A 24,979-nucleotide genomic window follows, 5' to 3' on the forward strand; every position below is an offset into this window, starting at 1 on the left:
CATTTTCGTTCATGTTGCATTCATTTAACGGCAGGTTAAATGGCGCCATAACACCAATCGAGGGAAAGGTTATGAAAACGTCTTACTATATTGCACTGCTAATGCTGGGGTTAACTTTTACTGCCAATGCCGCAGCCGCTTCAGCAGTGAAAACCATTGAGTATGGCGTCAACCATTCACAGCCTGCTGATGAAATGAGACAGCAGCAATTGGAACGGTTACCCCAATCAGCGGCGGCCAGTTTGCCCAATATTACGCGTGACGCGATGCAAAAACAGATAAGCGCAGCGCCAGCGAGCAAGACCAAATCGACTGGGCCGTTAAAAGCTGTAAGTTTTGCTAGCCACAGCTATTACCACGAATTTCGCTTTTACGATGTGCAAACTTATCTGCTGGATGACTTCAACTATGATGGTTTTTACCACACCTTTTCACTGAACATTGACGCTGATGTTTATGGCGCGGCGGCAGGTGAGCAAGTGCCAGTGTATGCGGTAATTTATACCAGTCGTAACGGTGGTGAGTGGCGCCATCTGCACACCACTGACGTGTTCTATCTGCAAGGCGAGAGTGCTTATGACAGTTATGAAGTGGTCACTTCGCTTGATCGCGGCTTCCCGACCGATTATTACGATGTGCTGATTGATCTGTATGAGTACGGCTATGACGATGTGGTGGCGACCATTAGCAGTGATAATAGCAACAGCCTCTACGCATTGCCGCTGCAAAGCTTTGATCGTGATAATGATAGCTACGGCGAAGAAGTGGTGGTGCACGGCGGCAGTCTATCGGCGTTGGCGTTAGTTGCGTTAGGTTTCATCGGTTGGCGCCGCCGCGCGCTGTAATTGCGCTAAATAGCAAAAGCCTGACTCGAATTGATGTCAGGCTTTTTACTATCAAAGGCAGAATGTGTGTATTAACGCTTGGCCCGTAAAATAACAAACTTCTGATTGCCTGCTACTGTTTCGCAGTTGCCAAACAGCCTTTTCAGTTTGATGTGGTAGCCCAAATGGCGGTTGCCGACCACTTGTAACATGCCGCCTTCACGCAACCGTTTTTTGGCGTCGACGAACATCTGCCATGCGATGTGGTCGGTGATCGCTTCGCCCTGATGAAATGGCGGGTTACACAGCACTAAATCGGCAGTAACGCTATCTGGCAAGCTAGTCAGGCAGTCATCCCAGTGAAAATGTAAGCGTTCGCTGGCAATGTTGTTGGCTTGCCCGCCGAGTTGGGCGCTGGCAACGGCTTGGTAGGCATCATCGACAAAGTGAATATCCGCTTCGCTATAGCGTTGGGCAGCCGTCAGCCCAAGCACACCATTACCGCAGCCTAAATCAACCACCTGTTTGAAATCGCCCGCTGGTAGATGCTGTAACATAAAACGCGCACCGATATCTAACTTAGTCGCAGCAAAAACGTTCGCCATGCCGATTAACGTCAGTTGTTCATCAGTTTGCCAGCGCACGGGTGCTGCTAATGGCCGTGCTTTACCATCGGCAACCGCGGTGATCACCCGTGTTTTTTTCCACGTGAGGCTAGCGTTAGCAGGGCCAAAATGTTGGGCAATTAATACGAGTAGCGCTTGGTTAATATTCTTGGCTTTAGCACCAATTAATAGGCGGCTACCGGCTGGCAGACATTGACTCAAGGCTTTGAGTTGTTCCGCAAAATAGTTGAGATTTTTCGGCAATTTCAGCAAGGTCACGTCCGCTGAAACACCGGTGAGTGCAGCATCAGTTAACCAGTTGATGGCGTCGCTATTGAGATGATTGGCTAGCAGGTTTGCCTGCGCGCCTAAATGGCTGGTTTTGGCATCGGCTACCCAATGGATCTGCATCGCAGATTGGCGCTGGCGCAGGCCACATACTAAGGCGCCAAAGCTATCGTTGATGAGCAATACGGAATTTGCAGCGGGCTCTGCGGCGATAACCTTGAGCAGGTGTTCATCGGCAGCATCCCAAGCTTGCAGGTTGGCATTGGCCGTGGCGGGGTAGCGCGCTAGCGTAAGTTGTAAATCATCTAATTGAAACTGGGTCGTCATAACGTATTGGGTTAACTCTTGGCTGCGGCAATTATCGCAGTAATTGGGCTAAAAGCCACGGGGTTTAGCGTATTCGATCGAGATCAATTAAGCTTGCCTGTGAAGATATTAGGGGCTGTTTATCTTTGCTGGTTGTTTTTGCAGCAGACAGAGCGTGATTTAGGCAAGGCAGGTGATGTGCCGTGTAGTTATTCTCCACCAACAGCACCTAACGCTGAATAAATTGCGCTCTGGCGCTGCCCGAAGGGTTCATTTAAACGCCTCCTGAACGTTGCAGCTCCCAGCTTACGTAGTTGACTAAGCGTCACTGGTTGCGCCTCGTTCATAATGTGTTAATTTTTTTGAACAAAAATTAAACATCAAAGGTAAACAGCCCCTAGTTAATTTGGCCGAGGTTATGTCGCAGCTTTCGTTACTTGAACCGCCAGCGCAAACGGATAACACCGTGTTGCCTTGGCGACATATACCGCAATATTTGTCAGCTAAGCAGCAACAGTTATTGCGCGCCGAGGCGGCGTCATACCCATTTGAACGGCCAACGTTGACCGTATTTGGTAAACAACATCTTATCCCGCGTGAACAAGCGTGGTTTGCCGATGCGGGCTGCAATTATCTCTACTCTGGCTTGATGATTTGTGCCCAGCCGTGGCCTCATTATTTATCAAGGCTACGCCAGCAATTAGAACGTGAGTTTAATCAGCCGTTTAACGGCGTGTTGGTGAACCATTACCGTGACGGCCAAGATAAAATGGGCTGGCATAGTGACGATGAGCCAGAAATGGTGGCGGGCAGTCTGGTGATTTCTCTCTCGATAGGCGCAGCGCGTGACTTTGATATTCGCCACAAACAACGGCCGGAACGACATCGTATTCCATTGGCGAGTGGCGATATGTTAGTGATGCAGCCAGCCATGCAGCAGCACTGGCAGCACAGTTTACCGCAGCGTAAAAAAATAGCGTCAGATCGGCTTAATCTTACATTTCGTCAGTTGATACCGTTTTATCACCAGCAGTGATCGCGTCGCCGTTGGATTGATCTTTAACGGCTGACGCAGTAATCTGCCGCGCAGTCATTACAGGAATGGGTGAATATATGTCTGTTGCCGCCGTTATTGAGCAAAAGTTACACGCCGCACTGCAACCTAGTTATCTGCAAGTGATTAATGAAAGCCATAATCACCATGTGCCGCCTAACTCTGAAACCCATTTTAAAGTGGTTATTGTTAGCGATGAATTTGATGGTTTACGTTTGTTGGCGCGTCATCGTAAAGTGAATGAAACGTTGGCCCATGAGTTGGCTAACGGAGTGCATGCGTTATCGATGCACACATACACCGCCGCAGAGTGGACATCAGAACAGCAAGTGCCAGCATCGCCAAAGTGCAAAGGCTAATTAACCTTTGAATGCCTGAGACAACTTGAATTAGAGGTAAGAAATTATGCCATTGTTAGATAGTTTTACTGTTGATCATACTCGTATGCACGCACCTGCGGTGCGCGTTGCGAAGACCATGACCACCCCAGGCGGTGACACCATTACCGTGTTTGACCTGCGTTTTTGTGTGCCAAACAAAGCGATTTTGAGTGAACGTGGTATCCATACTTTAGAGCACCTGTTTGCCGGTTTTATGCGTGACCATTTGAATGGCAACGGTGTGGAAATCATTGATATTTCGCCAATGGGCTGCCGTACCGGTTTCTATATGAGCTTGATTGGCTCGCCATCAGAGCAACGCGTTGCCGATGCTTGGCTGGCTGCTATGGATGATGTGCTGCAAGTACAAGATCAAGCCGCCATTCCAGAGTTGAATGAATACCAATGTGGCACTTACAGCATGCACTCACTAGAGCAAGCGCAAGCGATTGCTCGTGAAGTTATCACGTCAGGCGTGCAGGTGAATCGCAACGATGAGCTGAAGCTCAGCGATGAGATCTTGCAAAAACTGTAATTTAGCAACAAATGAACTAGCGGCTTGATAATTCGAGCCGCTTTTTTTTACACAAATTTCGGTATAAGTTACTAAAATGTGATGTAAAGGTGTTGATCAATTATGAATAAAGTCACGTTGATGATTGATTAATCGCTAGTAACATCCAAAGTCGCTAGTAATATTCACTATTGCTGCTTTAGTGACCAAGGAAATGGGGTTGCTGAAATAAATTTTCGGTTTGCGTATTCAACTTTAGTTGTAAGAAAGTTACGTGTTACGGAAATGGCGGCGTTAAATTATTCAATGATACGTCTTATCATGAAAAAGAAACGGTTTGCTGAATAGCTGCTGAATCTCTTTATAATCAAACTGTTGCGGTGTTTTGCAGATTGTTCGATATTAGCGAAAATGTCGACGAAGTTACTGAAATGCCGAATATTTATGCAGTGGGATAACACCACAATTTTCGTGGCGATAAGGTGTTAATTGGGTTAGAATGCCGCCGTTCAACGTGATTGCGATCGCATTTCTGAGATAAATCTGCGCTAGCTCAACGGGCTGGAATTTATAAGTGTGATTCCTCTGTGTTGACAGGAACGCGGCGCATTGTCTTTCCTCCAAAACGTAGTGCATGTGGATATGATTACAATCAAGAAAGGATTGGATCTACCTGTTGCAGGTACTCCAAAGCAAGTTATCCATGATGGGCCAGCCATCAAACACGTAGCTACATTAGGTGAAGAGTATATTGGCCTTCGCCCGACCATGAAAGTTCGTGTCGGAGATAAGGTGAGCAAGGGACAGGTAATTTTTGAAGACAAAAAGAATCCTGGCGTCAAATATACCGCTTTTGCCAGTGGCACAGTTACTGAAATCAACCGCGGCGCCAAACGTGTTTTGCAGTCTGTCGTTATCGAAGTTGAAGGAAATGAATCTGTTTCATTTGCTCAGTTCGATGCACAACAGCTAGACACGCTTGAAGCGGAAAAAGTACGAGAAAACCTTGTTGAATCAGGGTTATGGACTGCATTCCGTACTCGACCATTTAGTAAAGCACCCGCAGTAGATGCGGCTCCGGCAGCAATTTTCGTTACTGCCATCGATACTCAACCCCTCGCCGCTGACCCTCAAGTTGTGATTGCCGCTCAAAAAGAGGCGTTTAGCAACGGGCTAAAAGTTATCTCTCGCCTGACTGACAAAGTCTTTTTGTGTAAAGCGCCGGGTGCGGATATCCCCTCAGCCAATGCTCAAGTTGAAGAGTTTGCCGGACCGCACCCAGCGGGCTTAGCTGGCACACATATTCACTTCTTACTGCCTGCATCTTCTAAACGCAGTGTGTGGCATGTCGGTTATCAAGATGTCATCGCCATCGGCCAACTGTTCACTACCGGTGAACTGAACGTCGAACGCGTGGTGGCTATCGGCGGCCCTAAAGCAAGCAACCCTCGTTTAGTGCGCACTGTTGCTGGTGCGAGTACTGATGAGCTGCTCGCTGGTGAAAAGGCGACTGGCGATGTGCGTACTATCTCTGGTTCAGTGCTCTACGGTGCTACTGCTAAAGGGCCTCATGCCTACCTTGGCCGTTACACTAACCAAGTGACCTTGTTGGAAGAAGGCACCGAGAAAGAATTCTTCGGCTGGGTAATGCCCGGCGCAGATAAATTCTCAATTACCCGTGCGTTCCTCAGCCATTTGAGCCCGAAAAAGCTGTTCAATATGACGACCAGCACCGGCGGCTCAGAACGTGCCATGGTACCGATTGGTAACTATGAACGCGTGGTGCCGATGGATATTCTGCCGACTATGCTGTTACGCGATCTTCTGGCTGGTGATACCGATGGCGCAGTGGCTCTCGGCGCACTGGAGTTAGATGAGGAAGATTTGGCGCTGTGTACATTTGTTTGCCCAGGCAAATATGACTACGGTACCTATCTGCGTGATTGCCTCGATACTATCGAGAGGGAAGGTCTATGAGTTTAAAAGATTTTCTTGAGCGTATTGAACCGCAGTTTGAAAAAGGCGGTAAGTACGAGAAGTGGTATGCGCTCTATGAAGCTGCCGCCACCATTTTCTACACCCCGGGTAAGGTCAACAAAGGCGCAACGCATGTTCGAGATAACATCGATCTGAAGCGCATGATGATTACTGTGTGGGCCTGTACATTCCCGGCCATGTTTGTGGGCATGTACAACGTCGGTTTACAAGCGCAAATCGCCTTGGCTGGCGGCTTTGGTACGCCAGACGTATGGCAAGTGGCTCTGTTTCAGTTGTTGGGTGGTGACTTAACCGCTAACACTGGCTGGGCTGGCTTGATGTTTTATGGCGCCTGTTTCTTCCTACCTATCTACGCGGTAACGTTTGCCGTCGGTGGTATTTGGGAAGTGATTTTCGCCTCAGTGCGTGGTCATGAAATTAACGAAGGCTTCTTTGTTACTTCGGTACTGTTTGCGCTGACGTTGCCAGCAACTATCCCATTGTGGATGGTGGCCTTAGGTATCAGCTTCGGTGTGGTGATGGCGAAAGAAGTATTCGGCGGCACTGGCCGTAACTTCTTAAACCCTGCGCTGGCTGGACGTGCGTTCCTGTTCTTCGCTTACCCACTGAATATGTCAGGTGATACAACTTGGGTTGTGGCTGACGGTTTCTCGGGTGCGACGGCGCTGAGTCAAGCTGCTGCTGGTCAAATGAGCTACGCCTTAGACCAAAACTGGTGGAATGCCTTCTTGGGCTTTATCCCAGGTTCTGTGGGTGAAGTATCAACGCTAGCTATTCTGCTTGGTGGTTTGATTATCATCTATACCCGTATCGCTTCTTGGCGCATCGTCGGTGGTGTCATGGTGGGGATGGTTGCCGTTTCTTTGCTGCTGAACGTCATCGGCTCTGACACTAACCCAATGTTCGCCATGCCTTGGTACTGGCACTTAGTTTTGGGTGGTTTTGCCTTCGGTATGATGTTTATGGCAACCGATCCAGTATCGGCTTCATTTACTAACAAAGCCAAATGGGCCTACGGCATTTTGATTGGTGCCATGGTGGTGTTCATTCGTGTAGTAAACCCTGCGTTCCCTGAAGGCATGATGTTGGCGATTCTGTTTGCCAACCTGTTTGCGCCATTGTTCGACCATTTTGTGGTTCAGGCGAATATCAAACGGAGGATTGCTCGTGGCTAAGAATAAAGAATCGTTCGCTCGGACGTTATTTATCGTTGTCGGCTTGTGCTTAATTTGCTCAATCTTCGTATCGACCGCCGCGGTGTTATTGAAGCCTACACAGCAAGAAAACAAGTTATTAGACAAACAAAAATACATCCTTGAAGCGGCTAACCTGATCGACAGCAAGTCACAGGTCACCAAGCAAGAGATTTTGGATACTTACGAGAAGTTTGTTGAAGCGAAAGTGATCAATTTGAAAACCGGTGACGAAGTGACTGGTGTCAATGCAGATACTTTTGACCAACAAAAAGCATCACGTGATCCTGAAACATCTTCAGTTCCTGAGCACGACATCGCATCGATTAAACGTGTGGCGGACAATGCTGTGGTTTACTTGGTTCATGACGAAGCCGGTAAAGTGACCAGCGTGATCTTGCCTGTGCATGGTTACGGCCTGTGGTCGACCATGTATGCGTTCCTCGCGGTTGAGCCAGATCTGAACACAGTACAAAACCTCGTGTACTACAGCCAAGGTGAAACTCCGGGGCTGGGTGGCGAAGTTGAAAATCCTGTGTGGAAAGCGAAATGGAAAGGCAAAAAACTGTTTGATGAACAGGGTAATGTTGCCATTTCAGTAACTAAAAACCCTGCAATTGCCGAAACGCCATATGGTGTTGATGCGCTGTCTGGTGCAACGCTGACCAGTAACGGTGTACAGCATTCGCTGACCTTCTGGTTGGGCGAAGAAGGGTTTGCTAACTTCATCAAGAAAGCACGCAATGGAGGATTGAGCTAATGGCCGACGCTAAAGAACTCAAGCAGGTTCTCACCGGACCTATTCTCAGCAATAACCCAATTGCGTTGCAGGTTCTGGGGATTTGTAGTGCGCTGGCGGTAACCAGCAAAATGGAAACCGCATTGGTCATGGCGTTAGCGCTGACCGCGGTAACCGCATTTTCGAATCTATTTATCTCTTTGATCCGTAACCACATTCCTAACAGTGTGCGTATCATCGTACAGATGACCATTATCGCGTCACTGGTAATCGTGGTGGACCAGTTCCTGCAAGCTTACGCTTACAACGTGTCTAAGCAGTTGTCGGTGTTCGTTGGGTTGATTATTACCAACTGTATCGTGATGGGCCGCGCTGAAGCCTACGCGATGAAATCACCACCGATGATGAGCTTTATGGACGGTATCGGTAACGGTTTAGGTTACGGCGCAATTTTGCTGACCGTTGGCTTCTTCCGTGAGCTACTGGGTAGCGGCTCGTTGTTTGGTTTCCAAATCCTGCAGAAAATTTCTGATGGCGGTTGGTACCAACCAAACGGCTTGTTGCTGTTGCCACCAAGTGCCTTCTTCCTGATTGCATTTGTGATTTGGACGTTGCGCACCTACAAGCCTGATCAAGTAGAAGCGAAAGGATAAGCATAATGGAACATTATATTAGTCTGTTCATCCGTTCTGTTTTCATTGAAAACATGGCGCTGTCCTTCTTCTTGGGTATGTGTACTTTCTTGGCCGTATCTAAGAAAGTTGAAACCGCGATTGGCTTAGGTATCGCTGTTATTGTGGTAATGAGTATCTCAGTACCTGCGAACCAGCTCATTTATCAAGGTTTGTTGGCTCCGGGCGCACTGACTTGGGCAGGTTTCCCTGACGCTGACTTAAGCTTTTTGAAGTTCATTACCTTTATTGGGGTGATTGCAGCGTTAGTTCAGATCCTCGAAATGGCATTGGATAAGTACTTTCCACCACTATACAACGCGTTAGGTATCTTCCTGCCGTTGATTACGGTGAACTGTGCCATCTTCGGTGCGGTATCTTTCATGGTCGAACGCGATTACAACTTGGGTGAGAGCGTGGTCTTCGGCTTTGGTTCTGGTGCCGGTTGGGCATTGGCAATCATGCTGATGGCGGGTATTCGTGAAAAACTCAAATATGCAGACGTGCCTGCAGGGTTACGAGGCTTAGGGGTAACCTTCCTCACTGCTGGCCTGATGGCGTTGGGCTTCATGTCGTTTTCTGGTGTCTCTTTATAAGCGGCATCGGTAAACAACCGATCTGGACCTTCTAAGGATAAGTTAATGGATATTCTTGGTATTTTTAAGTCCACTCCACTTGAGGTATACCTCGGTGTGAGTATGTTTACCGCCATCGTACTGGTTTTGGTGTTAGTGATTTTATTTGCTAAATCTAAGCTGGTATCTGAAGGCGATATTACAATTTCAATCAACGGTGATCCTGATAAAGCGATCACCACACAAGCCGGTGGCAAGCTGTTGGGCGCATTAGCTAACAACGGTATTTTCGTGTCATCTGCCTGTGGTGGCGGTGGCTCATGTGGTCAGTGTCGTGTGATTGTTAAATCCGGTGGCGGCGATATTCTGCCCACTGAACTGAACCACATCAACAAAGGCGAGGCGCGTACTGGCTGCCGTTTGTCATGTCAGGTTAACGTGAAATCTGACATGGATATCGAATTGGATGAACACATCTTCGGTATCAAGAAGTGGGAATGTGAAGTTATCTCTAACGATAACAAAGCGACCTTTATTAAAGAGCTGAAACTCGGTATTCCAAAAGGTGAATCTGTGCCATTCCGTGCGGGTGGTTATATTCAGATTGAAGCACCAGCTCACCACATCAAATATGCAGATTTTGATGTGCCTGAGAAATACCGTGGTGACTGGAATCACTTTGGTTTCTTCAAATTGGAATCAAAAGTTGATGAGCCAGTGATCCGTGCATACTCCATGGCGAACTACCCAGAAGAGCACGGCATCATCATGCTGAACGTGCGTATTGCTACGCCGCCACCACGTAACTTGAGCCTGCCTTGCGGTAAGATGTCTTCTTACATCTGGAGCCTAAAAGCAGGTGATAAAGTGACGATTTCTGGTCCATTTGGTGAGTTCTTTGCGAAAGACACCAATGCAGAAATGGTATTTATCGGTGGTGGTGCGGGTATGGCACCAATGCGTTCGCATATTTTTGATCAACTTAAACGTATCAAAACTAACCGTAAGATAAGCTTCTGGTATGGTGCGCGTTCAAGACGTGAAATGTTCTATGTAGAAGATTTCGACGGTTTGGCCGCAGAGAACGACAACTTTGAATGGCACGTAGCCCTGTCTGATCCTCAACCTGAGGATGATTGGAACGGTTACACTGGCTTCATTCATAACGTGTTGTACGAGAACTATCTCAAACACCACGAAGCGCCAGAAGATTGTGAGTTCTACATGTGTGGACCTCCGGTGATGAACGCCGCAGTGATCGCCATGCTGAAAGACTTAGGTGTTGAAGACGAAAACATCCTACTGGATGACTTCGGCGGCTAGTCGGCACACAAGAAATCTCGGCACAGCAATCGCTGTGCCGTTTTTTTAGGGAAATCTATGATGCAGTTTGTTTTGCCACTCAAGGCTACGGTAACCCAATCGCTTAAGCAGTTGCTGTTGTTAACTACCACAGTAATTGTGCTAGCGGGATGTTCAAAAACACCTGAAGTGATTTCACTGTCAGGCAGCACCATGGGCACCACATATCACATTAAAGTGGTGAGTAATGAGCGTATGCCTGAAGCGCAGTTGCTACAGGCGCGTATCGACCTGCTGCTTGATAACGTCAACAATCAGATGTCCACCTATCGCCCTAACTCCGAACTGTCACGTTTTAATCAGTTAGAGCCGGGCCAGCCGATTCAGGTTTCTGCTGACACCGTTGAAGTGATTAAAGAGGGCATTCGCCTTAACCATACCACCGACGGTGCGTTAGATATCACCTTAGGGCCATTGGTCAATCTTTGGGGCTTTGGCCCGGATAAACGCCCCATTAAGATCCCATCACCAGAAACCATTGCTGCCGCGAAAGAACGCACTGGCATCGATGGGATTACCATCGACGGTAATCAGTTGACTAAAACCAAAGCATCGCTCTACGTGGACTTGTCATCCATTGCCAAAGGCTTTGGTGTCGACAAAGTGGCAGATCTGTTGGATGGTTATCAAGCCGAGGGGTACTTAGTTGAAATTGGCGGTGAAGTGAGAGCCAAAGGGGTGAAGCCGGGGAACTTAGCTTGGCGCATCGCGGTAGAAAAACCAACCGAAGAAGACCGTGAAGTACAGCAGGTGATTGAACCGGGCAATATGGCCGTGGCTACCTCCGGTGATTATCGTATCTACTACGAAGAAGAAGGTGAGCGTTTTACCCATATTATTGATCCGCGCACTGGTTATCCCGTTAAGCATAGGTTAGCCTCGGTGACCGTATTGAATGAGCGTTGTATGACCGCCGATGGTTACGCTACGGCAATGATGGTACTTGGGACCGAAAAATCGTTAGCGTTAGCCGAGAAAGAGCACCTAGCCATTATGTTAATTGAGAAACAAGATGATGGATTTAAGGTATACTACAGCTCAGCCTTTAAACCCTTCTTGAAGCAGTGAGGTAAATTTATGGCAACCTTTATTGCAGCGTTTCTGTTCTTGTTAGTTTTTTTCCTTTTGATGTCTGTGGGTTATCTTATCAAGCGTAAAGCGGTGCAAGGCAGCTGCGGCGGGTTAGGGGCTCTCGGCATTGAAAAAGCCTGTGATTGCGATGAACCCTGCGATCGCCGCAAAGCACGTGATGCCAAAGAGCGTGAACGGCAAGAAAAGCTAGCAAAGCATCGCATTATTTAGTTGGTTAGCACGATTTTATTAGGCGGCTTTTATAAGTCGCCTTTTTTATTGCTGAAGCTAAGCGGTTGATCTTAGTTCAATCTAGTGTTTAATTTTTATGCTAATGATAATGATTTTTATTTGTAAGTGATTGAAATTGTAAGTTTTATTGAAACTTTGATGATTTGTATATAGGCTTGGAACATTGATGCAGATCAAGATTTATCCATAAGGAAATCATTATGAAAGGCCAACCTAGCGTTATTGCCCAACTTAACAAAGTGCTGACCACAGAACTCACTGCGATCAACCAGTACTTTCTTCACGCCCGCATGTTTAAAAACTGGGGCCTAGCTGGGCTGAACCATCACGAATATAAAAAGTCGATTCAGGACATGAAGCACGCCGATAAGCTGATCGAACGCGTGTTGTTTCTGGAAGGACTGCCAAATTTACAACAACTCGACAAATTGCGTATTGGTGAACATCCACAAGAGATGTTGAGTTGCGACCAAGCAATGCAAGAAGACGAAATTACCCTGCTGAAAAATGCCATCGCCGTGTGTGAAGCGGAAAGAGATTTTGTGACGCGTGATTTGTTGGAAGATCTGCTGGAAGACGAAGAAGAGCATCTTGATTGGCTCGAATCGCAGTTCGAGTTGATCAAACTCACCACTATCGAAAACTACCTGCAATCACAAATGGACAAGGAATAGGAGTATCACCATGAAAGGCAATCCAAAGATTATTGAAGTATTAAATCAACTGCTCAATGGTGAACTCACCGCAATGGATCAGTATTTTGTACATGCGCACATGTATGAAGACTGGGGCTTGAATGAGCTGTATGAACGCATCAACCATGAATCTCAAGATGAGCGCGGTCATGCGGCTAAATTGATCTCTCGCATTCTCTTCCTTGAAGGCACTCCTGATATTGAAAAGCGTGATGCATTGACCATCGGCCAAAACGTACAGGAAATGCTGGAGCTGGATCTGCAATATGAATACAAAGTTGCTGCTGGCCTGCGTACTGCGATTGAGCTGTGTGAACAGTATAACGACTATCAGACACGCGAAATTCTTGAAGTGCTGTTAGAAGATACTGAAGACGATCATATGCATTGGTTGGAACAGCAAGTGAGCCTAATCAAGATGATTGGCCTACAAAATTACATCCAAACAAAGATGTCATAACCGTTTCGTAATAGGGGCCGCATGTCGGCCCCTAATTGTAGGGTTTAGCAGAAATATTCAGTGACTGTTCAGAAAATAACCGTTAGCCTGTAAATTATTTGACAGATTAGCGGAGTCTGCTATGGGCCTGTTACAACGACTACACAGTTGCTTTATTGCTGAAGCGCAAGCACCTACACCAGAGCAAGTCCCATCGCCACAACCGGAGCAACAAAAACAACCCGCAGTACCGGAAGCGATACTCACCGACGAAGAGTTACGTTTTATTCTCGATCTTTACAATTAGTCCGCAAAAATCCCACCTTTTACTTATTTTTTATTCACCATTTACCTAATTGCATCTACTACCTTAGTCTCACCTTCTGCTAAAGTGTCAAACGCCTCGAATAAAAACTCTAAGAAAAGGAGCTTTGATGTTTTCTGTCAGACGTTCACTCAGTATGCAGCTGGTGGTGTCGATTGTCGGTGCCTTGGCCGTGTTACTATCGATAGTCGCTGTGGTTTTGGTCAAAAATGATAGCGAAGAAACCAAGTCACGCATCGATAACGATATCTCCTCCATGATCGAGCTGAAAGCCGAAGAGATCCGTGGATACTTTTACGCTAAAGGCCAAATCGTTCACGCTATTTTTGCTAACCCCAACGTATTGCAATGGTTCTCAGATTATCAACAACGCGGTGCTGATTTGAGTAACGATAAGCAATATCAGCAGATTGTTAAATATTTCCATTTCTTTTCTGAAAAAGACCACGACATCAAATCGGTGTTTTTGGGCTCAGCCAACACTTTCGAATATTTTGACCTGAGCGGACGTTATGACGGCGACCCAACTTACTACACCAATAAGCGACCATGGTGGCAAGAGGGCATCGATAAAGGCGGTCTGTATGTGGCTGACCCAGCGGTAGATGCGAATGATGGTTCAATCTCTGCCACCGTTAAAACTGTGGTTCACAACCAACAAGGACGCTTTATTGGCATCGGTGGTATGGATATTTTGGTTGATACCATCGGCAAGAACTTACTCGCCTCAATCAAATACCAAGGCGCGGGTGAAGCGTTTTTGATGACAGATCAAGGTAAATTAGTTTATTTCCCCGGTTTTAATCAGCAATTCACCCCAGGGACTGATATCAGTGCGGTGGAACAGTTAGCTGGCGATAACCAAGGCTTTCGACAGTTGAAAGCAACCATGTTGCAGCAAACTCATGGTAGCGCCAGTGTGACTTACCAAGGTGAGGCGCAGCAAGTGCGTTTTGTGGCGATCAATAGTGACTACCCTAAGCTGCATTGGGTGCTCGGTTTTATGCTGCCAGAAAGTGTCGCCGTTGCTCCCGTGCGTACGAATTTGATGACCACCACCGCGATAGCTATTGGCATTATTTTGCTGGTAGCGCTAACCGTGTGGGCGCTGATGGTGCCGTTTAGAAAGAATATCGATGCGCTGCTGTTTGCCATGGAAGATATTGCTAATGGTGATGGCGACTTAACCCGTCGTATTAACCTCAAACGCGAAGATGAGCTAGGCCGCATGAGTAATGCTTTTAACCAGTTTGCCGCCAAGGTGCAGCGCATGCTGGTAGAAACGCGTGATTTGGCTAGCGGGGTCGAGCAGAGTGTAGATTCGGCGGTCGCCGTGTGTGATCGGGCTTATTCGTCGGTGAAAGCACAAAAGGCTGAAATTGACTCCGTTGCCACCGCCGCGGCGGAACTGGCGCAAACCAGTCAAGTGATGGCAGCCAACGCGCAACGCACCGCTGATTTTGCCGATGCGGCCAAGCTACGTTCAGCGGAAGGTACCGCCACTGTCGAGCAGGCGGCGAATGGCATTCGTGCCTTATCAGAGCAAGTGAATAGCGCCGCCACGGTGATTGGTGAGCTGCGCACCAGTTCTGAGCAGATCGGCGAAGTCTTGGGCGTGATCCGCGCCATTGCCGAGCAAACCAATCTGCTGGCGTTGAACGCCGCCATCGAAGCCGCGCGAGCGGGGGAACAAGGGCGCGGATTTGCCGTGGTGGCTGATGAAGTGCGAACCTTGGCGTCTCGCACCCAAGATTCTACCAGCAATATTCAAGGCATCATTCAAACATTGCAGGCACAAACACTTCAAGCGCAGCAAGTGATGGAAGCGGGTGTACGAGAAGCGCAGCAAGGGATGCAACACACCGACAAGGTGGATGCAGCGCTGATGGCTATCACTGAAGCGATTGATGAAATTCAGCAGCAAACCATTGCCATCACTACGGCAATTGGTCAGCAAGCGGTGGTGGCTGACGAAGTCGCAACCAATGTGGAACATGTGCGCGAACGTTCCGATGAATCATCACAAGCCAGCGAAGAACTATCGCAAAAAATGCATCAGTTTAATCAGTTGAGTGATGCGTTAGCGGCTAATGTACAACGGTTTAAAATCAGCTAGAGCTGTGGCATTTTTGAGTGTGGCTGTTGCGTCAAATTAAGTGTGCTATGAACGCGTAGCGCCAGTTACACAGAGTGAACAAAGCAAGCTAGATTAAGGTGTTGATTGCCACCCACGGGAAGCCAAAAGGCTTCCCTTTTTTACGCCGCAATGTGGTGTGGTGGCGGAATGTCCTAGGTTGGCATCGGGGAGTGAAATACTCACAACATCATATTTATTTGACACTGTTTTTTTATACAGTATTCTTGATGGGTGAAAGTTGTTGAGCTGATATCTGCATGAGAAAGATCATCCACATCGATATGGATTGCTACTACGCAGCGGTAGAGATGCGGGATTTTCCCGAGCTACGTGGCAAGCCTATTGCTGTCGGCGGTTCTCGCGAGCGGCGGGGTGTTATCGCAACCTGTAACTATGAAGCGCGTAAATTTGGTGTCCGTTCAGCCATGGCAACGGGTTACGCGTTTAAGTTATGCCCGGGCCTCATTATGCGCCCCGGACGCATGGCGTTGTATCGAGAGATTTCCCAGCAGATCCAACAGATCTTTCAACGTTATACCGACATTATCGAGCCGTTATCGTTAGATGAAGCCTACTTGGATGTTAGTGACTGCTCACTCTACCAAGGTTCCGCCACGCGCATTGCTGAGGCCATTCGCGCTGATATTCTGCGCGAAACGGGCTTAACCGCCTCGGCTGGCGTGGCGCCGGTTAAGTTTCTCGCCAAAGTAGCATCGGATGTGAATAAGCCCAACGGTATTTTTGTTATTACCCCGAGCGAGGTGGCCGAGTATGTGTTACAGCTGCCGCTCAAACGTATTCCGGGTGTCGGCAAGGTAACTGCTGAGCGCTTGGCTGCGCACGGTTGGACCCGCTGTGGTGAATTACAGGCCGTGAGCCAAGAGCAGCTTTCGCTGATGTTTGGCAAGTTTGGCGCCGTGTTATATCAACGTGCGCGTGGCATTGACGAACGCGCTATCAATCCAACCCGCATCCGTAAATCCGTTGGTGTGGAAACCACTTATGAGCAGGATTTGCCCGATCTCGCCGCGGCCCATGCGGCCTTACCGGAATTACTTGCTGAACTTAAACGGCGTTACGGCCAATATCAGCAGGAACGGCCGGTGCACAAGCTGGTTGTCAAAGTGAAGTTTGCTAACTTTCAACAAACCACCGTAGAAAGCCGCAGTGAGCAGATTGATGATGTATTAGCTTATGAACTGCTCGCCCAAGCGGTTGCTCGCGGGCAGGGCAAGGCGATTCGTTTGCTGGGGGTGAGCGTTGGTTTAAGGGAGCCGGTCAGCCTCGCGCAATTTCCGCAGCCGCAGCAGTTAGCGCTGTTGTAATCCTGCTAAAATGTATTGCCAAATGCCGCTAACTTTGGCGTTCAACTTGTCTATATAGCCAGATTTATTGCCTAATCCTCCAAATGATAGCGCTTTAGCCGAAATAGTGTTGGGTAGGTTTTTGCTGCGTGATACAAAGATGGCATCACAACTAAGTCAGGTGGTGCCCAGGCGTTGTTATGTCGGCAGATAAGCAGTTAAACCTACAAAACTTGGCGAGGTGGATTGATAGCTACACCTCTGGTGCTGAAGATCGCACCACCCAACTTGCCAATTTATCGGTATTTAAACGTCCCGAACCCATGACGCCAAACGTTTGCGTAATCCAACCTACGGTGGTGGCGGTATTGCAGGGCGTAAAGCAGATGTGGCTTGCTGGTCAAGCATATCAATACGATGTTGATCATTACCTGCTAACGTCTGTGGAACTCCCAGGTTACTCAGAGGTGCTGCAAGCCTCGAAACAGCAACCATGTTTGGGCTTCTCGTACGGCATTGATTTTGCCTTGGTGGCGGAATTGTCTGCTCAAGGCGTTACTCCCAACCCACCGCCGCGCAGCAGCGATAAAGACAGCTTTGGCCTTGGGAGTTTTGATGCGCCATTGCTGAGCGCGTTTTGCCGCTTATTTGAGTTGTTAGATCACCCGGAAGATGTTGATATTCTGGCGCCGCTACTGCATAAAGAGATCCATTACCGTTTACTCAAGAGCGATCAGGGCCATCGCTTGAGGCAGATTTCACTACATGGTACCCATGGGCAACGGATTGCTAAAGCAATTGATTGGCTCAAACTCAATTATGCGGCAACGTTGGACATCACCATGTTGGCTGAGTTGGTGCAGATGAGTACCTCATCGCTGTATCAGCATTTTCGGCAGTTCACCGGCATGAGCCCGTTGCAATACCAAAAGTGGTTGCGCTTAAACGAAGCCAAACGTTTGATGATCAGTGAACACTTAGATGCAGCATCGGCAGCCTTTCAAGTGGGCTATGAAAGCCCGTCGCATTTTAGCCGTGAATATCGCCGTTTGTATGGTTTGCCGCCCAAGAAAGATATTGAGAATCAGCGGGTAGCAGGTGCCTTGTTGCAGTTGTAGACCAACAAAATGTAACCCACGCCTTGGTGTGTCGATATATGGTGCGAATAGCTTATAGCTGGCAGTGTTTTGCTGAGACTTAACTCACTCCTGTGCAGTATGTCCTGAAGGAGTGAGTTAACTTGCTCAGTATTAAAACTGATATTTGATGCTCAGCGCGGCACTGCGTGGTTCACCCGGTTGTGTCCACAGCGGTGAGTAGGAGCTAGCAAAGTAGGTTTTGTTGAGCAGATTGTCGATGGATAGATGCAGTTGCCAGTGGCGTCCCAATGGTTGGTTGGCAAACACTCTCACCAAGGTATAACTCGGTAACTGATAACTTGGGGTGACGGTATCGCCCAAACGTTCGGCAACATACATGGCATTTACGCCCACGCTGGCGCTGTCGCTGAGCAGTGGTAATTCTTGGGTCAGTGTCAGGTTGAGCTTATGTTTGGGAATATTCACCAACGGGCTGCCAGCCGGAATATCTATGCCCCAATCGGCATTGGTGACGGCATTCTTAGTCTGCGCATCGGTGTAGGCGTAGGCGACAGCCAGTTGTGTGCTATCGCTGAGCCACAGGTTGGCGTCTAACTCTAGCCCTTGGCTTTTGGCTTCACCGAGCGCGGCGGTATAACCGGCGTTGAGCGGATCGGCCGCCAAAATATTCGACTTTTCGGCGCTGAACAACGCTAAGGTGCCGCTGAGCGAACCTTCAAATAGCGCGAATTTCACCCCAGCTTCAATTGATTTACTACTCTCTGGATCAAACGCTTGGTTGTTAATATCGCGGCCAGTGTTGGGACGAAACCCCTCGGCATAACTCACATACCAACTGATGTCATCGCTGGCTTGATAGACCAGCCCCGCACGAGGATTGAGCTGATCTTGATGTTGGCGGCTGCCTGTTAGCAGCATATGGTTATCAATGGTTTGACTGAAGTGATCAAAGCGTACGCCCAGTAGCGCCTTCCAGTGCTCGCTGAGATCCAGTTGATCTTGCAGATAGATGCCATAAGCACGCTGTTGCTCGTGGTCATTTTGCGTCAGCGTCAGTAGTGGCGCGATTTGGCCGTACTCGGGATGATGCCATTCGACGCTATAGCTGTCATCGCCAGCCGTCACGCGCCAATGCTGTTGCTCTGAATCGAGTTGATAGCGGTAGCCATCAATCCCCATCAGTAGGTGATGGGTCACTAACCAAGTGGCAGAGCCTGACAGTTCCACGCGGGCAGAGAGATCTTCTGCCTGATAATCGCGATAACGCCGTTGCCGCGACAAGGTATGACCATCTTGATTTAACAACTGCCGCGAGCCAGACAAATCCGCTTCGGTGGAGTAGCCCTTTAAGCGCGAGTCGCGATAACCCACACCAGCGATCAATAGCCAATCATTAGCGAGTTCATGGTTGAGGCTAAGCTGGTGGCCTTGAGCGTCAATCTGCATCGGCCCATCGCTCGGTTCGCCGTAAAAAGTATGGATATCCACCGCCGAAAAATCGTTATTCTGCACCGCTACGCCACGGTCGAACGGTATTTTTTGTTGCAGCAGTTCTAGCTCGTAATTGAGCGTCGTGCGCTCGCTTAATTGGTAGTTCAACGAGGGCGAGAAAAACCATTTCTTCGACGTGACCGTATCGCGGAAACTGCCGTTATCTTCGTAAGCGCCGGTGACGCGAAATGCCGCCTGCTGATTTATGGCATTGGTGTAATCGGCCTCGGCGCGGTAATGGTCGTAACTGCCGAGTGACAATTGCAGATAACCTTCTGGCTCATATTGCGGCTTTTTGGTGATGATATTGATAGTACCGCCCGGTTCGCTGCGGCCGTACAGCGCTGAACCTGGGCCTTTTAACACTTCAATACTTTGGATATTCACCGTATCGCGCCGCCCGCTATAACCGCGGCCTGCGCTATAGCCGTTGATCAAATAGCCGCCGGGCAGGTTTTCATCGCCAGAAAAACCACGAATAGCAAAGCTGTCCCACATGCCGCCAAGCGAGTTTTGCCGCGAAATGCCACTGCTCAGATCGATGCTGTCTTGAAAGGTGCTAATCCCTTGGCTGGCCAGTTGGCTGGCTTCCACCACATTGACCGCTTGTGGCAGTGAGTTGAGTGGTGCATCGCCACGAAATGGCAGTCGCTGCGCCGAAATAGCAATATGTTCGATATCATCACGCGGCGCGTCATCTGCATGCGCGGCAGCGCTTATCAGCGCCAAAGTGAGCAAACTTAAGCGCAGTGGCGCATGGCGTTGAGCCGTGGTTAATATGTTCACGCTTGAACTTCCCTTAATTGATAGTCCTTGAGATCGATGATCTGATCACACACTTTTTGCAGCTGGATTTTATCGTGGCTGATCAGCACCAGCGCACACTGTTGCTCGCGCGCTAGTCTGACTAGCAGTTGGGTCAGCTGTTGGGCGGTGATCGGATCGAGCCGTGAGCTAGGCTCATCGGCCACCAAAAACTTGGGCGATAGCAGCATGGTGCGTAGTAGCGCTAAGCGTTGCAGCTCGCCGCCGCTAACATCTTTGGCAGTGCGATTTAGCAATGCCGCATCCAAGTTGAGTTGTCTTAGTAACGGTGCGATAGCGCTAGCCGCGAGTTTATGGCGCTTGAGCAGATCCTTGAGCAGGGTGCCAATCGTCACCGCTGTGCTAAAGCTGGCGGGCGGATCTTGATACAGCTTGAGCATCTGCGAGCGGTGCAGCGGTTGTTGCCACTTGATGTGGCCGCTAGCGGGCGGCAACAAACCCAGCAAGGTATCACCGAGCGTACTTTTACCGCAGCCGCTGTCGCCATAAACCCCGAGGATTTCCCCCGCGCTCAGGCTGAACGATAAGCCTTGAAACAGTAATTGCTCACCACGGTGCTGCGCTAAATCGGTCACGTCCAGTAATGGCTGTTGCGCTGTGGCTGGGGTCGCAGCTGGCCAGAACTGCGGCTGCGCGTTAATCAATGCGCGGGTATATTCGGCTTGTGGCTGGCTGAGCACTTGCTCGGCGCTGCCACTTTCGAGCAGTTGGCCGTGGCGCATCACCATGATGCGACCACCGAGTTGACGCGCGACATCAACATCGTGGGTAATCGTCAGCAGGCCGCCATGTTGGGTTTGGCTTTTTAACAGTTGCACTATGCCATCGCGTTGACTGGTATCTAAACCTTTGGTCGGTTCATCGGCAATGATGATCGGTGCACCAGCGGCGGTGGCGGCGGCAAAGGCAACGCGTTGTGCCATGCCGCCAGACAGCTGCTGCGGCAGTTGGCGGCTGACTTGGCTTAAACCCACTTGATCCAACTGGGCGCGCGCGGCAAGCTGCGCCGATGCTGCAGCAGCATTGCCAACGTAACGAAACACTTCGCTCACTTGTTGCTCGCAGGGCATCACCGGGTCAAGCGCTTGCCACGGCTCTTGCGGCAGCATGCTAATCTGCTTGCCCCATAACTGTCGCCGTGCGGCAATATCGAGCGGTTGTTGCTGAATGCTGACCGTGCCTTGCATGGTTAAGCTCGCGGGCAAGGTGCCCATAATCGCTTGCGCCAGCAAACTTTTACCCGAGCCGGTTTCACCGAGAATAGTCAGCGGTTCGCCGCGGTTAACGCTGAGCGATAGTGGCTGCACTAATACGTTATCAGCGGCGGCCACGGTCACATTGTCGAGAGTGATTAATGCGCTCATGCTTTTTGCCCCGCCAATAAGTTAAAGCCCAACACCATCAACACCAGCACACACAGCGGTTGGATCAGCACCCAGGTCGCTTCGGCAAAATAAGGGAACAGCTCGACAATCATCAGCCCTAGTTCGGCTGTCGGTGGCTTAAGTCCGGCATAAACAAAGCCGGTGGAAGCCATCATCAGAATCGATGTGGCTGCGCCAAAAGCGGCGAGGGTCAGCACATTGCTGGCAATAGCAGGCCAGATATGACGTTTAAACAGATACCAACGGCCAAAGCCGAGTAGCCGCGAGCATTCAATCTCAGGGCTGTGCACCAGCGGCTGCACCGTGGCACGCACCACGCGGAAATACTCCACCCACAAGGTCAAGGCGATGCCCAGATACAGCATAATGAATGAACCGGGCGCGATGCCAGAAATCAGCAACACCAGCACCAACCCCGGCAAAGCCATCACGGTATTGGCAATAAAATTCAGCAGCTTGTCACACCAAGGTTGACTCCAAGCCGCGACCACACCAAGCAAAATGCCAAACACCGCCGCCGAGCCAACACACAGCAGGCTTAATCCAAAGGACAGCCGCACCGCTGCCGCCAAGCGCGCCAACATATCGCGGCCAAACTGATCGGCGCCCAGCGGCTGCGCGGCAGATATTGGTGCAAACGCCGCGCTGAGGTGTTGCACATTGGGTTGGTTGTAGCCAAATAGCGGCACTAGCCAAGCCGCAGCCAATAAACTCAGCAGCAACAAGGCGCCGCAACGCTGCCCCAAGGTTAATGCGTGAAACAAACGACTCATGCGCGGCGACTCCGAGGATCGAGCAGGTAACACAGGCTATCCACTAAGGTGTTGATGATGACAAACAGCGCCCCACAGGTGAGCGCGGTGCCTTGCAGCATAGGAATATCGCGGGAGAACACCGCATGCGACAGGCCATGACCAATGCCGGGCCAAGCAAATAGGCTCTCGACCATGATCACTCCTTCAATCAAACCCACCAGTTGCATCGCCATAAAGGCCACTACTGGCAAGGCGATATTGCGGATGCCGTGGCGTTTGAAGCTGTGCCATTCGCTCAACCCTTTAACTTTGGCGAACAGGTAAAAGTCGCTATTGATGACTTTAGCGGTGCTGTTGCGGATCACTCGGCTTGAGAGTGCCGCCAAACTCAGCGCCAAGGTGAGTGCGGGTAAAAACAGATGGGCGGGCTGCTGATATCCGGCCACCGGAAACCAGTTGAGCGTTAGCGCAAACAGCAAAATCATCAGCAAGCCTAAGCAAAATACCGGTTGTGAGCGCAGTAGCGTGGACACCACTAAGCTGACACGATCGAGCGTGCGATTAGCGCGAAAACCACAGGCTAAACCCCAAGGCACTGCGATGAGCGCCGACAGAAAAATAGCGGCCACTGCCAAGATCAGGGTGTAACCCAACTGGTGCTGTAGCTCGGCGATAATCGAGTTGCCGCTGACTAAGCTGTCGCCTAAATCCAGCTGCATCAGTTGCCACAGCCAGTGGCTATATTGCTGCCAGAGCGGGTCGTTCAAGCCCAGCTCTTGCCGCACCGCGCTGGCCGCTGCGGCCGATACCGCGTCATCGCCGTAACGTCCTGCGGCGATACGATACGCCATATCTCCGGGGAGTAAGCGGCTCAGAATAAAGGTGATAGTGCCGACGCTCCACATCATCATGATCAGTTGCAGCAAGCGTTTAATGAGGATCTGCTTCATTAACGCAGCTCCATCTGTGAGATGCGGAACGAGCGTTCATACGGATCAAAGCTAAAGCCGTGCACCCGCGCGGCCACGGCCGATTGCTGCACGTAATACAGCACCGGGATCATCGGCAGCTCTTCCGCCAGATGGCGCGATAATTGTTGTACGCCCTGCTGGTAAGCGGCGCCTTGGCTGTCGGCGGTCGTTTGTAGCGCGCTAAAAAATGGCGCGTCTTGCCAATTCATCGGCCCCCATTCGCCACCTTGTTTGCTGCTAAAGTCAGCCAGCAGTACCGTGAGCGGATCGGGAATATTGGCAAAGTTACGCGCCATGAGGGCTGTTTGCAGTGTGCCTTCCACATGCCCTAACGGAATGGCACTGGCGTTCTCCATCTGCACTTCAAGCGCAATGCCAAGCTTGGCCCACTGCGCTTGAATGGCGGTGGCAATCACAATCAGCTCTGGGCGATTAGCGTAGGTCACCATACTGAGTTGCAGTGGTTGGCCGTCTTTCATCAGTTGCCCATTGGCATCTTTATGCCAGCCCGCTTGAGCCAGCAACGCTTCGGCTTGAGTGAGGTTTTGCTCGATGGTGGGCAGATCCTTGACGTGCCAGATGCCCATGGCGGGGCCAAAGATTTGGTTCGCTTCCGAGCCCGGCAGATGCATGATGCCCTCGGCAATGCCACGGCGGTCGATGGCAAGGCTCAGCGCTTGTCGTACCGAGGTGGATGACAGTGCGGGCAGGCCAGCATTGAGCTTTATCAGAATGGAGCGCGGAATGGCAGTGGAGTTTACCGTGACCTGCTGGCTATGTTGCAGCAGTTGTACGGCGGCGGGGTCGAGGTTGTACACGATATCAGCGCTGCCGCCTTGTACCATCAAGGCACGGCTTTCGGCGCGGTGGCCGGTGATATAGGTGGCGTTGACAATCTTGGCGACTTGGCCGTGATAATCATTAAAGCGCGTCACGCTGACCGAATGTGGTGGATCAAACGCGGTAAGTTGGTACGGGCCGGTGCCAATTAACTGTGTGATGCGACGGCGTTTGTCATAAGATTCTGGTGCCAAAATCGCGGTGGTGTAGTTGGTCAGCACCGCCGCAAAAGCGCGATAGGGGCGGGTAAGGGTAAATTGCACTTGATGATCATTGAGTTCGCTAGCGCTTTGAATTAACCCGGTATCAAACGGCGCTGGTTTACCCATGGCAATGCGTAGGCTGTTAATCACTGCCGCTGGTGTAACAGGCGCACCATTATGAAATTTCACCTTGGGCTTGAGGGTAAATTGCCACACGGTGGCGTCGGCATTGCTTTGCCAACTTTGCGCTAAGCCGGGGATGAGTTCACCGTTATCGGCGACATCCACTAAGGTTTCTACAATTTGCATGCGGCTGTAAATGTAGCCAGCTTTGGCTAAGTCTAAGCTGATGGGCTCAAAGGGACCGCTGATGGTCAGCAAATCGTTGGCGGGTGGTTGTGTGCAGGCGGAAAGCCCTAGCAAACTCACTAAGCTAAGTGCCAATATCCATGGCTGTTTAAGTGCAGAAAACGTCATGTGCAACAATAAGAAAGAACCAAAAAATGTACGGCTATTCTTTCCTGAATGACGATAAATCGCTAGTGATTAGATCACACTATTATTGATTTAGTATTACTGATGTAGGTTGTCTGTGTTGGTTATTTATTTAACTGTATGATAAGTAATGAAATAAAATTCAATTAATAATACCTATTTACAAAATAATCATACTGGTA

Annotated in this window: 24 protein-coding genes; 18 read left to right on the forward strand and 6 right to left on the reverse strand. The window is 49.7% G+C overall.

Annotated features, from left to right (window positions below):
* The first annotated feature begins 71 nt into the window (after positions 1–71).
* Complete coding sequence (locus L9G74_RS01490; protein ID WP_238894503.1) at positions 72–845, forward strand: choice-of-anchor H family protein; 774 nt, start codon at positions 72–74, stop codon at positions 843–845.
* Positions 846–916: 71 nt separating this feature from the next.
* On the opposite strand, the gene L9G74_RS01495 is transcribed toward L9G74_RS01490, so the two are convergent.
* Positions 917–2,044, reverse strand: a complete 1,128-nt coding sequence (locus tag L9G74_RS01495) for a methyltransferase (RefSeq protein ID WP_238894504.1) — start codon at positions 2,042–2,044, stop codon at positions 917–919.
* 397 nt (positions 2,045–2,441) lie between these two features.
* On the opposite strand from L9G74_RS01495, the gene L9G74_RS01500 reads away from it, so the two are divergent.
* From L9G74_RS01500 to L9G74_RS01580, 17 genes are all read left to right on the forward strand, one after another.
* Positions 2,442–3,059 (forward strand): alpha-ketoglutarate-dependent dioxygenase AlkB family protein, encoded by a 618-nt coding sequence (locus L9G74_RS01500; protein ID WP_238894505.1) that lies wholly within the window; start codon positions 2,442–2,444, stop codon positions 3,057–3,059.
* A 77-nt stretch (positions 3,060–3,136) separates the two neighbouring features.
* Positions 3,137–3,436 (forward strand): BolA family protein, encoded by a 300-nt coding sequence (locus L9G74_RS01505; RefSeq protein ID WP_238894506.1) that lies wholly within the window; start codon positions 3,137–3,139, stop codon positions 3,434–3,436.
* A gap of 46 nt (positions 3,437–3,482) precedes the next feature.
* On the forward strand, positions 3,483–3,992 hold the full coding sequence (luxS, locus tag L9G74_RS01510; RefSeq protein WP_238894507.1) for an S-ribosylhomocysteine lyase: 510 nt from the start codon (positions 3,483–3,485) through the stop codon (positions 3,990–3,992).
* A 621-nt stretch (positions 3,993–4,613) separates the two neighbouring features.
* Positions 4,614–5,948 (forward strand): Na(+)-translocating NADH-quinone reductase subunit A, encoded by a 1,335-nt coding sequence (locus L9G74_RS01515; protein WP_238894508.1) that lies wholly within the window; start codon positions 4,614–4,616, stop codon positions 5,946–5,948.
* Positions 5,945–7,144: an NADH:ubiquinone reductase (Na(+)-transporting) subunit B gene (locus L9G74_RS01520; RefSeq protein WP_238894509.1), complete on the forward strand. Its 1,200-nt coding sequence runs from the start codon at positions 5,945–5,947 to the stop codon at positions 7,142–7,144. The genes L9G74_RS01515 and L9G74_RS01520 overlap by 4 nt, the downstream gene beginning before the upstream one ends.
* The gene (locus L9G74_RS01525) at positions 7,137–7,922 is read left to right on the forward strand and encodes a Na(+)-translocating NADH-quinone reductase subunit C (protein WP_238894510.1); all 786 of its coding nucleotides are present in this window, start codon (positions 7,137–7,139) and stop codon (positions 7,920–7,922) included. Before L9G74_RS01520 ends, L9G74_RS01525 begins: the two co-directional genes overlap by 8 nt.
* Entirely contained in the window at positions 7,922–8,554 is a 633-nt protein-coding gene (locus tag L9G74_RS01530; RefSeq protein WP_238894511.1) for an NADH:ubiquinone reductase (Na(+)-transporting) subunit D, read from the forward strand. Before L9G74_RS01525 ends, L9G74_RS01530 begins: the two co-directional genes overlap by 1 nt.
* Positions 8,555–8,559: 5 nt before the next feature.
* Complete coding sequence (gene nqrE / locus L9G74_RS01535) at positions 8,560–9,168, forward strand: NADH:ubiquinone reductase (Na(+)-transporting) subunit E (protein WP_238894512.1); 609 nt, start codon at positions 8,560–8,562, stop codon at positions 9,166–9,168.
* Positions 9,169–9,213: 45 nt separating this feature from the next.
* On the forward strand, positions 9,214–10,470 hold the full coding sequence (gene nqrF, locus L9G74_RS01540; protein ID WP_238894513.1) for an NADH:ubiquinone reductase (Na(+)-transporting) subunit F: 1,257 nt from the start codon (positions 9,214–9,216) through the stop codon (positions 10,468–10,470).
* Positions 10,471–10,530: 60 nt separating this feature from the next.
* On the forward strand, positions 10,531–11,577 hold the full coding sequence (locus tag L9G74_RS01545; protein ID WP_438944539.1) for an FAD:protein FMN transferase: 1,047 nt from the start codon (positions 10,531–10,533) through the stop codon (positions 11,575–11,577).
* Between the two features lie 9 nt (positions 11,578–11,586).
* Complete coding sequence (gene nqrM, locus L9G74_RS01550; RefSeq protein WP_238894515.1) at positions 11,587–11,811, forward strand: (Na+)-NQR maturation NqrM; 225 nt, start codon at positions 11,587–11,589, stop codon at positions 11,809–11,811.
* A 221-nt stretch (positions 11,812–12,032) separates the two neighbouring features.
* Positions 12,033–12,506, forward strand: a complete 474-nt coding sequence (gene bfr / locus L9G74_RS01555; RefSeq protein ID WP_238894516.1) for a bacterioferritin — start codon at positions 12,033–12,035, stop codon at positions 12,504–12,506.
* Positions 12,507–12,516: 10 nt separating this feature from the next.
* Complete coding sequence (gene bfr / locus L9G74_RS01560) at positions 12,517–12,987, forward strand: bacterioferritin (RefSeq protein ID WP_238894517.1); 471 nt, start codon at positions 12,517–12,519, stop codon at positions 12,985–12,987.
* A 121-nt stretch (positions 12,988–13,108) separates the two neighbouring features.
* Entirely contained in the window at positions 13,109–13,273 is a 165-nt protein-coding gene (locus L9G74_RS01565) for a hypothetical protein (RefSeq protein WP_238894518.1), read from the forward strand.
* Positions 13,274–13,400: 127 nt separating this feature from the next.
* Positions 13,401–15,407, forward strand: coding sequence for a methyl-accepting chemotaxis protein (locus L9G74_RS01570; RefSeq protein ID WP_238894519.1), 2,007 nt, complete (start codon positions 13,401–13,403; stop codon positions 15,405–15,407).
* 278 nt (positions 15,408–15,685) lie between these two features.
* The gene (dinB, locus tag L9G74_RS01575; RefSeq protein WP_238894520.1) at positions 15,686–16,753 is read left to right on the forward strand and encodes a DNA polymerase IV; all 1,068 of its coding nucleotides are present in this window, start codon (positions 15,686–15,688) and stop codon (positions 16,751–16,753) included.
* Positions 16,754–16,932: 179 nt separating this feature from the next.
* Positions 16,933–17,850, forward strand: a complete 918-nt coding sequence (locus L9G74_RS01580) for an AraC family transcriptional regulator (RefSeq protein WP_238894521.1) — start codon at positions 16,933–16,935, stop codon at positions 17,848–17,850.
* Between the two features lie 132 nt (positions 17,851–17,982).
* On the opposite strand, the gene L9G74_RS01585 is transcribed toward L9G74_RS01580, so the two are convergent.
* Genes L9G74_RS01585 through L9G74_RS01605 form a run of 5 tightly spaced genes read right to left on the reverse strand, consistent with a single transcriptional unit; the run spans position 17,983 to position 24,779 of the window.
* Positions 17,983–20,109: a TonB-dependent siderophore receptor gene (locus L9G74_RS01585; RefSeq protein ID WP_238894522.1), complete on the reverse strand. Its 2,127-nt coding sequence runs from the start codon at positions 20,107–20,109 to the stop codon at positions 17,983–17,985.
* A complete protein-coding gene (locus tag L9G74_RS01590) occupies positions 20,106–21,512 on the reverse strand; it encodes an ABC transporter ATP-binding protein (RefSeq protein WP_238894523.1) in 1,407 nt (468 codons plus the stop codon). Before L9G74_RS01590 ends, L9G74_RS01585 begins: the two co-directional genes overlap by 4 nt.
* Positions 21,509–22,306 carry an ABC transporter permease gene (locus L9G74_RS01595; RefSeq protein ID WP_238894524.1) on the reverse strand — a complete coding sequence of 266 codons (798 nt, stop codon included), beginning with the start codon at positions 22,304–22,306 and terminating at the stop codon, positions 21,509–21,511. The genes L9G74_RS01590 and L9G74_RS01595 overlap by 4 nt, the downstream gene beginning before the upstream one ends.
* A complete protein-coding gene (locus L9G74_RS01600; protein ID WP_238894525.1) occupies positions 22,303–23,238 on the reverse strand; it encodes an ABC transporter permease in 936 nt (311 codons plus the stop codon). The genes L9G74_RS01595 and L9G74_RS01600 overlap by 4 nt, the downstream gene beginning before the upstream one ends.
* Positions 23,238–24,779, reverse strand: a complete 1,542-nt coding sequence (locus L9G74_RS01605) for an ABC transporter substrate-binding protein (protein WP_238894526.1) — start codon at positions 24,777–24,779, stop codon at positions 23,238–23,240. Before L9G74_RS01605 ends, L9G74_RS01600 begins: the two co-directional genes overlap by 1 nt.
* Between the last annotated feature and the right edge of the window lie 200 nt (positions 24,780–24,979).

The sequence above is a fragment of the Shewanella electrica genome, assembly GCF_022321485.1.
GTDB lineage: Bacteria > Pseudomonadota > Gammaproteobacteria > Enterobacterales > Shewanellaceae > Shewanella > Shewanella electrica.